Source organism: Kitasatospora sp. NPDC048286, assembly GCF_043201735.1.
Classification (GTDB): Bacteria; Actinomycetota; Actinomycetes; order Streptomycetales; family Streptomycetaceae; genus Kitasatospora.
Window position 1 is genome coordinate 644,781 of record NZ_JBICZE010000005.1, and the last position, 9,805, is coordinate 654,585.

Consider the following 9,805-nt stretch of genomic DNA (forward strand, 5'->3'; position numbering starts at 1 on the left):
GAGGTCTAGGACCTGCCCTGCCCCCGGCCGAAGAGGCGGCGCAGCCGGCCGGGGCGGGGCTCCTCCTTCGGAGCCCGCGCCGTCTCCTTCGGCTGCTCCCGTGTCTGCTCCCGTTCCGCCGCCTGTTCCGGTTCGGCCCCCGCGTCGGCGACGTCCTCCCGGGCCGTCAGGTGCCGGGCGAGCGCCCGGTCCTCGTCGGACGTCCAGGGCGCGGCGAGCACCAGCGCGCAGAGCGAGCGCAGGATCGTCACCACCCGGGTGCGGCGGGCCCGGGCGCCGTGGTGCAGCCGCTGCCGGAGCAGCTCGGCGACGTCGGCCCGGGTCTGCGGTTCGGTCCAGCCGATCGCGACCAGCGCGAAGCCGGCCGCCTCGACCACCCAGTCCTCCGGACCGAGCAGCAGGTCGCGCAGCACCCGGCGGCGCTCGGAGCCCTCCCAGGGCTGGTCGGTGCGGTGGTGGGCGATGCCCAGGCAGGCGAAGACCTGGACGGCCCGCACCCAGAGTTCGGGCTGGTGGGCGAGCAGGGCGCGGCCGAGTTCGTCCTCGCGCGGCATCGGCGGGTGGACCAGGACGCCGAGCAGGTCGTCCAGCGGCAGGCCGGCGAGCCGGACGGCGTGGTCGTAGGCGGCGGGGACGGTCGGCCAGAAGATCTCGGCGGTGGCGCGGACGAGTTCGGCGCTCTGCGGCGCGGGCGGGGCGACGGCCGGGCGCGGGTCGGTGCCGTCCCAGGCCCAGATCCGGGTGGTCGGCTCGGTCAGCGGCAGCCGGGGGTCGGGCTCGCCCACGGCCTGGTAGCCGACGGTGGAGCGCGGCAGCGCGAGCCGGACGGCCAGCACCGAGCTGGGCGGCTCCAGGGTGGAGGCGGTGCAGTCGATCTCGGTGTCGCGGCCGGTGTCGGGGGCGGAGAGCACCTGGTGCAGCACGTTGACGGTGGCCTCGGTGGCGCCGGAGACCAGGCCGAGCCAGGGCTGCCGGTGGCTCAGCCGCTCCAGCAGCTCCAGGGCGTACTCGTGCTCGGGGTGGGCGCGGTGGTGGTCGGCCAGGGCGAGCAGGTGGGCCGGGTCGCCGTCGAGGGCGTGGCGCAGCCCGTGCCGGGCCGGGCCCGCCTTGGGGTGGTCGGGCTCGGCGGCGAGCACCTTGTCCAGCCAGGCCAGGCCCTCGGCGGGGCGGCCGAGGGCGCCGTACAGTTCGGCGACGTCGACGGCGAGGTAGCTGCTGGAGTCGTCGCGGCCGGGTGCCGTCCTCGCCAGCTCGGCCTCCCAGACGGCGAGCGCCTGCTCCGGGCGGCCGGCCGAGCGCAGGGCGTTGCCGAGCATCACGGCGGGCAGGTAGCCGGGAGCCAACCGGTGGGCGCGGTCGGCGAGTTCGACGGCGCGGGCGGTGTCGCCGAGCCGGCGGGTCAGGCCGGAGGCCATCGCCAGCAGCAGCACGTGGTCGGGGTGGCGGGCCAGCACGGCCTGCACGAAGTCGTGGAACGGCTTTACGGCGTCCGCCGGTTCGGCCGGGAGCGGGTCGGGCAGCGCGCCGGCGGCGCGGGCCACCGCCTGGGCGACGGCGTCCGGGTCGACCAGGCCGGGCAGGTCCTCGCGGGCGAGCCAGGCGGCGTGCGCCCAGGGCCGGGCCGGTTCGTACTGGACGGCGGAGGCGAGCAGGCCGATGGCGCTGTCCCAGTCCCCGGCGGCGGCCTCCACGTGGGCCCGGCAGACCACGGTGCCGAGGTACACCTGGCCCTCCAGCGGGAACAGCTCGCGGGCCGCCGCCGGGCCGCCCGCCGCGGCGCACAACTCGGCGAGGGCCTCGTGCAGTTCGGGCAGCTGGGGGTCGGCGAGGATCGCGTCGCCGAGGTGCTCGGCGGCGTGCGTCAGGTCTCCGGAGTCGATCGCCAGCCGGGCGACCGCGACCTCGCCCTCGGCGGCCAGGCGCTCGGCGCCCTCGTCGTCGGTGTGACCGCTCATTCGCCCCTGCTCCCCCGCCGGCCTCGCCCTGTCCCGTCCCGCTCCGAACGAGGCTATCCGGTGCCACCGACAGCGCGATGATCACCCCGGCGGCGGCGCCGTCCACCCTTCGGATCGGATACGACTCGTACGGGTGGTTTAGACCTCCGAGGGCTTCAGCCGACGGCCGGCGCGCACCACGATGGCCGGGGTTCTTCGCAAGCGAAGTGCCAATCCTGCCAATCAGATCGAGGAGACCAATGAAGCTCTCTCGCACCCTGTCCCTGGCCGCCTCCGCCGCCGTGCTGAGCACCCTCGCCATCGCCGGCCAGAGCGCCCCGGCCTCCGCCGCCGGCTCCTTCGTGGTCAGCGAGGCCCAGTTCAACAAGATGTTCCCGAGCCGCAACCCCTTCTACAGCTACAAGGGCCTCACCGACGCCCTGAGCGCCTTCCCGAAGTTCGCCACCACCGGCAACGACGCCACCCGCAGGCGCGAGGCGGCGGCCTTCCTCGCCAACGTCAGCCACGAGACCGGCGGCCTGCGGTACGTGGTCGAGCAGAACACCGCCAACTACCCGCACTACTGCGACACCTCGCAGGCGTACGGGTGCCCGGCCGGGAAGTCCGCCTACTACGGGCGCGGACCGCTCCAGCTGAGCTGGAACTTCAACTACAAGGCGGCCGGCGACGCCCTGCACATCGACCTGCTGCACGACCCGTACCAGGTCGAGAAGAACCCGGCGACGTCCTGGAAGACGGCCCTCTGGTTCTGGAACACCCAGAGCGGCGCCGGGAGGACGACCCCGCACGACGCCATCGTCAACAACAAGGGCTTCGGCGAGACCATCCGCAGCATCAACGGCGCGCTGGAGTGCGACGGCAAGAACCCCGACCAGCGCAACAGCCGCATCAACCTCTACAAGCAGTTCGTCGGCGTCCTGGGCACCGACGTGGGTGGCGGCAACATCTCCTGCTGACCGGTTCCCCGGCGGGGAGTGGGAAGTCGGCCGGTCCGACTTCCCACTCCCCGTCAGCGCCGCCTGCTTCACTGCCGACCGACGGCGAACACCAACGAAGGGGTGGCGGCGATGGGCGCCCTCGTAGCCCGGTGCCTCGGGCCTCCTCCACGCCCTCGCCCCCGTCAGCCACCCCGGAGGGCGCGGTGACGAATCCCAGGTCTACGAAGGTTCCGGACATCCGCCGACTATCTCCGAGCGGGGCGTCGGCCTCCTCGCATAGCCTGCCCCGGTGAATCTCGACGATCTCGCGTGGCAGCGGCAGTTCGACGGCGGAATCGACCCTCCCATGGCGGAGTACCTGCTCGAGCAGGGGCAGTTGGAGCTGCTAATCGAGACCGCCCGGGACCGCGGTGAGTGGTTCTGCGCCAAGGTGGCGGTCAGTGAGCTGTGCGCGGCAGGGGAGCTCGAGCGGGCCCTGGCGGTCCTGGAGCCGTTCGTCGCGGTCGGCTGGCCGTTCGCCGTACGGGAGTCCGCCGCGATCCTGGTCCGGCTGGGCCGGATCGAGGAGGGGCTGGCACTGGTGCGCCCGGACGCGGCCGGCCTGGAGTCGCCGTTCGACTGCCGGTGGTTCGCCGACGCGCTGGTGGAGGCCGGGCGGGTGGACGAGGCCGTCGAGGTGCTCACGCCCCACCTCGGGGAGCCGTGGATCCTGGAGTCACTGGTCGATCTGACCAGGGGGCAGCACCGCGACGCCCGCGTCCTGGAGCTGCTCGCCCCGTGCGCCGAGCGCGCCCTGGGCGGCACGGCGGACTGCCGGTGCCCGGCGGCCGGGGGTGAGCGCGGGTGCCGGCACCAGCCGTCGGAGGTGCTGGTGCTGTACACCAGGGTCCTGGAACGCATGGGCCGGGCGGACGAGGCGATCCGGGTACTGGGCCCGGTCGTCTCCGAACTGCCCCGCATAGCCTGGCTGTACGCGGAACTCCTCGCCCGCCAGGGCCGGTTCGAGCAGCTGCGCGAGCTGGCCGCCGGCGAGCACGCGGAGGCCGCCCTCACCGCGTACGTGGACGCGCTGGAGGGACAGGGGCGGATCCTGGAGGCCGAGGCCGTCCTGCGCGAGGCCCTCGAAGCGGACGGCAGGCTCGCTCGCCCGCGCCTCATGAAGTTCCTGGGCCGCCAGGGGCGCCTCGACGAGGCCGTCGACGTCGGACGGCCCACGTACGAGGACGACGAAGGGAACCTCCTCCACGAGGCGATCGACCTGCTGGTCCGCGGCGACCGCCCGAACCAGGCGCTGGAGCTCCTGGACGGCCTCGGCGCCGCGTACGTCGACGGGCATCCCGACGTCGTACACCACACGCGGTTCTACCTGCTCGGGAAGGCGGGGCGCTACGCCGAGGGCGCCGCGGAGGCGAAGGCCCTGAGCGAGCGGGAGCCCGGTCTCTGGGACAGCACGCTGGCCTGGATGCTGGCCCGGGACGGCCGGGAGGACGAGGCCCTCGACGTGCTCCGGTCGTCCACCGAACACGAGGCTTTCCGAACCATGGCCATGATCCTCGGCAGGCAGGGCCGCTTCGCCGAGGCGGTCGCCGCCATCCCCACGGTGTCCGCGCAACGCGAGGCGTGGGAGCGGCGCTGAGGCGGGAGGCCGCCGACCGGCTCGCCTGAATGTTTCAGTGCGAGAAATATCCAGGTGCCCGAAGGCGTTCCGGTGGGCGTTGGCGCGGGAGGTCCGCGCGAGGCTGGAAGGAGTGCGGCGCCGTGCGCGTGGAGATCTGGAGCGACATCAACTGTCCGTGGTGCTACGTCGGCAAGGCCCGGTTCGAGCAGGCGCTGGCGGCATTCCCGCACCGCGAGGAGGTGGAGGTCGTCCACCGCTCCTTCGAGCTGGACCCCCGGGCGCCGCACGAGGCCCGTCCGGTCGTGCCGCTGCTCGCCGCCAAGTACGGGATGAGCCTGGAGCAGGCCGAGGCGGCGGAGGCCCGGATCGCCGAGAACGCGCACGCCGAGGGCCTGCCGTACCTGCGCGAGGGCCGCGACGCCGCGAACTCCTTCGACATGCACCGCCTGCTGCACTTCGCCAAGGAGCACGGCCGCCAGGCGCAGTTGCTGGACGCGCTGTACCGGGCGAACTTCGCCGAGGAGCGCTCGGCCTTCGAGGCGGGCCGGCTGGTCGAGCTGGCCGTCGGGGCCGGGCTGGACGGCGAGGCGGCCGCGGCCGTCCTGGCCGACCCGGAGGCCTACGCGGAGGCGGTGCGCGAGGACGAGGCCACGGCGAGCGCCATGGGCGCGACGGGCGTGCCGTTCGTCGTCCTGGACCGGCGGCTGGGCGTCTCGGGCGCCCAGCCCGCGGAGACGTTCACCCGGGCACTGGAGCAGGCCTGGGAGAGCCGGGTCGCCCTGCCGCTGACGCCGCTCGCACCGAAGGAGTAAGGGGCCGCTGCGCAGGAAGTCGGACGGGCCGACTTCCTGTTCACGCGGCGCGCCAGCGGTGGTCGTACACGACGTGCAGGCTCGCCGGGACGCCCTTGGCCGCGCGGGCCGAGCCCCAGCCCTCGTGGGTGAGGGTCACGCACTGGTGCGCGTCCGGGCGCCATCCGAAGCGCCGGCCGGGGGCTTCGCGGCTGAGTTCGTGGAGCCGGGCCCCCGTCCGGCGGAAGGCGGTGGGGCTGCCGGTGACGACCAACGTTCGGGCGGCGCCGGCGAAGCGGAGCTCGTCGCGCCGGTGGGCGAAGGAGCGGTCGGCGTCCTCACCGTCGAAGTCGGTGGCCGGAAGGTCCACGGTGTGCGGGATCCCGCCGCCACCCAGCCGGGCGCGGACCTTCTTCCACCGGGAGGGCGGGAAGCCGAGGCTGTGGTGGACGAGCAGGAGGTCCAGCCGGTCCTCCGGCGGGACGTCGTACAGTCCGGCCGGGCCGGTGTTGGCCCGCAGCGGCAGGTGGATCAGCGAGCGCCGGGAGCGGGCGGCCAGGGCCCAGGCGGTGGCGAGGTCCTCGGCGCCCTGCCGGTCGAGGTGCATGTCCATGAACCAGCTGCCCGGGCTCGCGGAGAGGAAGGCGCCGGGAGTCTGCCGCAGCGGGGTGACCACCCGGTACTCGTCCCGGCCGAGGCGGACCTGGTGGATCTTCGTTCGCAGTCTCACCCGGTTGTCGTACCGGAAACCGGGCCCGGGTGTCCTGCGGTTTTCGGGGCCACGTGGAGCAGGAAGTCGGGCGGGCCGACTTCCTGCTCTAACGGTCGAGGGTGTTGAGGAACTCCGGCCGCAGCGCGCTCATCACCCGGGAACGCCGCAGATCACGGACTCCGGGGTTTCCGCGAAGCCTTCGGCACAGAAGAAGCTCATGGGGATGGGCCCGAGCCGCGAGGAGATGAGGGCGTTGCTGAACGGCCCCTGCGCGGGAGCACCGTCCGAGGCGACGCAGTGGCCGAGGCCGGCGATCGGTTCCTGGACCACGTCGCACGTGTAGGCCGGGGTGCCCTGGGCGTGGGCGGCGGGTGCCGCGAGCGCCACCGGGACGAGCGCCAGTGCAGCGGTGGCCGCGGAGGCGATGAGGCGTCGGACGGACATGAGGGTCTCCCTTGCTGTCAGTGCGGGGTCGCACACCAGCAGGTTCGACGGGCCGTGCCCGGCCGACAACCGTACGCGCCCGAACGAGGGTTGCGGCCGAACGGCCCGCCGGGCTTCCTGTGCTCTCCCTAGGCGGTCTCGCCCAGGACGGAGTCGAGGCGGTCGAGGACGTGGGGCCAGCCCCTGCCCATGCCGTCGTACGCCTGCCGGCCCATCGGGGAGTCGAGGTCGAAGCCCGCGTGGACGAGGACGAGGCGGGTGCCCGTTCCCTCCGGGTGGAGCGTCCAGGTGATGGTGGTGTCGAGCGAGCCCTCGGCGAACCGGTAGGCCAGCAGCCGCTGGTCGTCCACCTCGGTCACCTCGCAGGACTGGCTGCCGAAGTTGCCCATGTCGAGGGTGAAGCGGTGCCCGACGACGGGCTTGATGTCCCCGGCGGCCCACCAGCGGGCGTGCAGTTCGGGATCGGTGAGGGCCTTCCACACCGCCGCCGGCGGGCGGGGCAGGAACTTCTCGCAGGTGATCGTGTTGTTCTCGGTCATGTCCCCTTGTCCTCGTCCAGGAGGTCGGACAGCGCGTCCAGGCGCTGCTTCCAGTAGTGCTCGAACGGATGCAGCCACTCGCTCACCTCGGCCAGTCGAGCCGGTTCGAGGTGGTGGAAGCGGTGCCGGCCGCGCGGTTCCTCGCGCACCAGCCCGACGGAACGGAGCACTGCCAGGTGCTCGGAGACCGCGGGCCTTCCGAGCTCGAACATCGAGGCCAGTTCGCCTGTGGAGCGGGGGCCGTCCCGCAGGCTTTCGAGCAGTCTGCGCCGCACCGGGTTGGCCAGCGCGCCGAACACATCCGTTGGCATGAGACCAGTATGCGTCGGAAATTTCCGACGCGTCAAGAATCTCCGACGCGTCTGGGGGCTACTGGGGGAGCGGGTTGAGGCGGGTGGCGGACCAGGGGGAGTTACGGCCGGCGGCCTCGCGGTAGGCGATGCGCTGGACGGCGAAGAGCAGGCGGTAGAGGTTGAGGGCGGTGTCGGAGTCGTCGGCGGCGAAGCCCAGGTGGTGGACGAAGGCGTCCAGCTTCGGCCAGTCGAAGTCGTCGGGGACGGGCGGGGCGACGGCGACGCCGAAGAGGGCGTTGAAGGCGGCGGCGACGGCGTAGTTGGCCGCGGCGAGGGCGTTGCTGACGTCGGGGTCGTCGGCCGGGTCGGGACTGGGGGTGCTCACGGGAAGGGCTCCTCTTCGTCGGGGATTTGCAAGGTTGAGCGCGGCGGTCACCGGTGCTCGGGGTTGTGGCCGGCGTCGAAGAGGAGGGTGAGGAGGTTGAAGAGGGTCGAGGCCGGCGCCGTGTTGAAGCGGACGAGGACTCGGCCGTCGAGGGTCTTGTCCGTGGTGGCGGACGGGAAGATCAGGCCGAACTCACGGCCGCGCTCGTGGAGTTCGCCGAGGAGGCTGCGGACCTGGGCGTCGGTGTAGGCCCGGATCCGCGGGTCGGTGGGCTGCATGGGGTAGCGACGGCGGGGCTTCACGCGGCGGACTCCTTGATCAGCTCGAACCAGACGACCTTGCCCTGCTTGCGGGGCTCGGCGCCGAAGCGGTGGGTGAGGGCGCGGACGAGGAAGAGGCCCCGGCCGGAGAGGGCGAGCAGGTCGGTGGGGAGGGAGGCCTCGGGGAGGACCGGGCTGTTGTCCGAGACCGAGACCCGGAGGAGGCGGTCGGCGAGGGCGAAGACGACCAGGGGTGCAACGGTGTCACCGTGCCGCCAGGCGTTGAAGAAGACTTCGTGGAGGGCGAGTTCGGCATCGGAGATGACGGAGGGTCGCCACCCGGCGGAGGTGAGGAGGCCGGAGAGCTCGGCACGAGCCGTGGACCAGTCAGGAGGGTTGCAAGCACGCATGAGACCCCCGAAGGAGGGAGAAGGGGAATCACTGACGTCCCGTCATGTGATCGGTGCAACACTGAGAGTAGGGCCGTAGGTGTTACGCGTGCAACCTGCTCGCGGAGAAACCCCACCCAGTTTGGCTAAGCTCACTCGTGTGGGTGGAGACTGGCCCGACACGGAAGGAATCCGCCTTGGCACTCAGGACCCAAATCAGCGAGCGGCAGCGGCGGTTCGGCGCTGAGCTGAGAAGGTTGCGCGAGGCCGCGAGCTTGTCGGTCAAGGATGCCGGTGCTCTCATCGGCATGCTCGGCCCGCAGCTCAGCCACATCGAGGCCGCTCGAACGGCGCTCGACCCGGAACGGCTCACGACGTTGCTTGCCGCCTACGGGTGCACGGATGAGACCTATACCAAGCTCCTGCATGATCTCGGCGCGAGCAACGGCAAAGGCTGGTGGAGCGAGTTCAAGGGCAAAGTCCCCATGCTCGCCCTGGACTTGGCCGAAGCAGAGGACCGCGCAGAGTCCTTCGCCGTCTTCGATGCCCTATACATCCCTGGAACGCTCCAGGTTCCAGGCTACGTTGAGGCCATCTACAAAAACGCTTACAAGGACGGCCGTTGGGACACCGCCACGGCCATTGAGTTCCGTCTGCAGCGCCAACGCATCATGACCGACCGCAAGCAGCGGCAGTTTCGGTATGTCATCCACGAGGCAGCGCTTCGAATGCAGTTCGCCGGCAAGCACGTGATGCGCGACCAGCTCCACCACCTCGTAGACATGGCAGAACTCCCCAATGTCACGATCGAGATCTTGCCGTTCGATGCTCCAGGAAGGGCCCCATACGCTGGCGCATTCCTGATCTGCGACCCGGGATGCGCGGATCTCTCAACCATCATCCTGGACGGACCGAAACGGGCGATTCACCTCGGCGACCCGGATGACATCGCGGCCTACCATCAGAAGTTTCAGGAGGCCCGGGATCTCGCGTTGCCCGCTGTCGACACCAGCAAGCCCCGGCGTGACAGCTCTCGCGACTCCTGGGGGCTACTTCAACACCTTCTTTACGAGCTCCAGCACTGAAAGGCATCCCATGTCCCACCTGGCCTGGCAGAAGTCTTCCTTCAGCGATGCCGACGGCGGCAGCACCTGCGTTGAGCTGGCCACCGGAGGCGCCGACGATCGCCACCTCCGCGAATCCGATGATCCCTCCGTCGTCATCACCACTAGCGCTGCCAAGCTCCGCGCCTTCCTCCGCGGCGCCAAGGCCGGCGAGTTCGACCACCTCACCTGAGCCTCGCCCGCTCGCCAGCACGGCGAGCGGGCGAGGGGGCTATGCCCAAACGCAAAGAACCCCCATCCGGAATCCGGATGGGGGTTCTTCAGAAGAATTGTTCGGCGGCGTCCTACTCTCCCACAGGGTCCCCCCTGCAGTACCATCGGCGCTGTGAGGCTTAGCTTCCGGGTTCGGAATGTAAC

13 protein-coding genes and 1 rRNA gene are annotated in these 9,805 nt (G+C 71.6%); 5 read left to right on the forward strand and 9 right to left on the reverse strand.

Going from position 1 to position 9,805, the window contains the following annotated elements:
* Positions 1–5 precede the first annotated feature (5 nt).
* A complete protein-coding gene (locus ACGF13_RS15380) occupies positions 6–1,955 on the reverse strand; it encodes a hypothetical protein (RefSeq protein ID WP_392874150.1) in 1,950 nt (649 codons plus the stop codon).
* Positions 1,956–2,194: 239 nt separating this feature from the next.
* Here ACGF13_RS15380 and ACGF13_RS15385 point away from each other — a divergent pair, with 239 nt between their 5' ends.
* The 3 genes from ACGF13_RS15385 (at position 2,195) to ACGF13_RS15395 (ending at position 5,323) form a co-directional block, all read left to right on the forward strand.
* Entirely contained in the window at positions 2,195–2,911 is a 717-nt protein-coding gene (locus tag ACGF13_RS15385) for a chitinase (protein ID WP_392874153.1), read from the forward strand.
* A gap of 271 nt (positions 2,912–3,182) precedes the next feature.
* Positions 3,183–4,529, forward strand: coding sequence for a hypothetical protein (locus tag ACGF13_RS15390; RefSeq protein WP_392874156.1), 1,347 nt, complete (start codon positions 3,183–3,185; stop codon positions 4,527–4,529).
* A gap of 122 nt (positions 4,530–4,651) precedes the next feature.
* Positions 4,652–5,323, forward strand: coding sequence for a DsbA family oxidoreductase (locus ACGF13_RS15395; RefSeq protein WP_392874159.1), 672 nt, complete (start codon positions 4,652–4,654; stop codon positions 5,321–5,323).
* Between the two features lie 40 nt (positions 5,324–5,363).
* Here the strand turns inward: ACGF13_RS15395 and ACGF13_RS15400 are convergent, their stop codons facing one another.
* From ACGF13_RS15400 to ACGF13_RS15430, 7 genes are all read right to left on the reverse strand, one after another.
* On the reverse strand, positions 5,364–6,032 hold the full coding sequence (locus ACGF13_RS15400) for a hypothetical protein (protein ID WP_392874162.1): 669 nt from the start codon (positions 6,030–6,032) through the stop codon (positions 5,364–5,366).
* A 132-nt stretch (positions 6,033–6,164) separates the two neighbouring features.
* Complete coding sequence (locus ACGF13_RS15405; protein ID WP_392874165.1) at positions 6,165–6,458, reverse strand: hypothetical protein; 294 nt, start codon at positions 6,456–6,458, stop codon at positions 6,165–6,167.
* 128 nt (positions 6,459–6,586) lie between these two features.
* The gene (locus tag ACGF13_RS15410) at positions 6,587–6,997 is read right to left on the reverse strand and encodes an SRPBCC domain-containing protein (protein WP_392874168.1); all 411 of its coding nucleotides are present in this window, start codon (positions 6,995–6,997) and stop codon (positions 6,587–6,589) included.
* Positions 6,994–7,308, reverse strand: coding sequence for an ArsR/SmtB family transcription factor (locus ACGF13_RS15415; protein ID WP_392874171.1), 315 nt, complete (start codon positions 7,306–7,308; stop codon positions 6,994–6,996). Before ACGF13_RS15415 ends, ACGF13_RS15410 begins: the two co-directional genes overlap by 4 nt.
* A 58-nt stretch (positions 7,309–7,366) precedes the next feature.
* Positions 7,367–7,675, reverse strand: a complete 309-nt coding sequence (locus tag ACGF13_RS15420; protein WP_392874174.1) for a hypothetical protein — start codon at positions 7,673–7,675, stop codon at positions 7,367–7,369.
* Positions 7,676–7,722: 47 nt separating this feature from the next.
* Positions 7,723–7,977: a hypothetical protein gene (locus tag ACGF13_RS15425; RefSeq protein ID WP_392874177.1), complete on the reverse strand. Its 255-nt coding sequence runs from the start codon at positions 7,975–7,977 to the stop codon at positions 7,723–7,725.
* The gene (locus tag ACGF13_RS15430) at positions 7,974–8,345 is read right to left on the reverse strand and encodes an ATP-binding protein (protein WP_392874180.1); all 372 of its coding nucleotides are present in this window, start codon (positions 8,343–8,345) and stop codon (positions 7,974–7,976) included. Before ACGF13_RS15430 ends, ACGF13_RS15425 begins: the two co-directional genes overlap by 4 nt.
* A gap of 176 nt (positions 8,346–8,521) precedes the next feature.
* Here ACGF13_RS15430 and ACGF13_RS15435 point away from each other — a divergent pair, with 176 nt between their 5' ends.
* Together ACGF13_RS15435 and ACGF13_RS15440 are read left to right on the forward strand one after the other, a co-directional pair.
* Positions 8,522–9,409: a helix-turn-helix domain-containing protein gene (locus ACGF13_RS15435; RefSeq protein ID WP_392874183.1), complete on the forward strand. Its 888-nt coding sequence runs from the start codon at positions 8,522–8,524 to the stop codon at positions 9,407–9,409.
* Positions 9,410–9,419: 10 nt separating this feature from the next.
* Positions 9,420–9,620: a DUF397 domain-containing protein gene (locus ACGF13_RS15440; protein WP_392874186.1), complete on the forward strand. Its 201-nt coding sequence runs from the start codon at positions 9,420–9,422 to the stop codon at positions 9,618–9,620.
* A gap of 99 nt (positions 9,621–9,719) precedes the next feature.
* Here ACGF13_RS15440 and rrf read toward each other — a convergent pair.
* Positions 9,720–9,805, reverse strand: a 5S ribosomal RNA gene (gene rrf, locus ACGF13_RS15445); the annotation flags it as partial.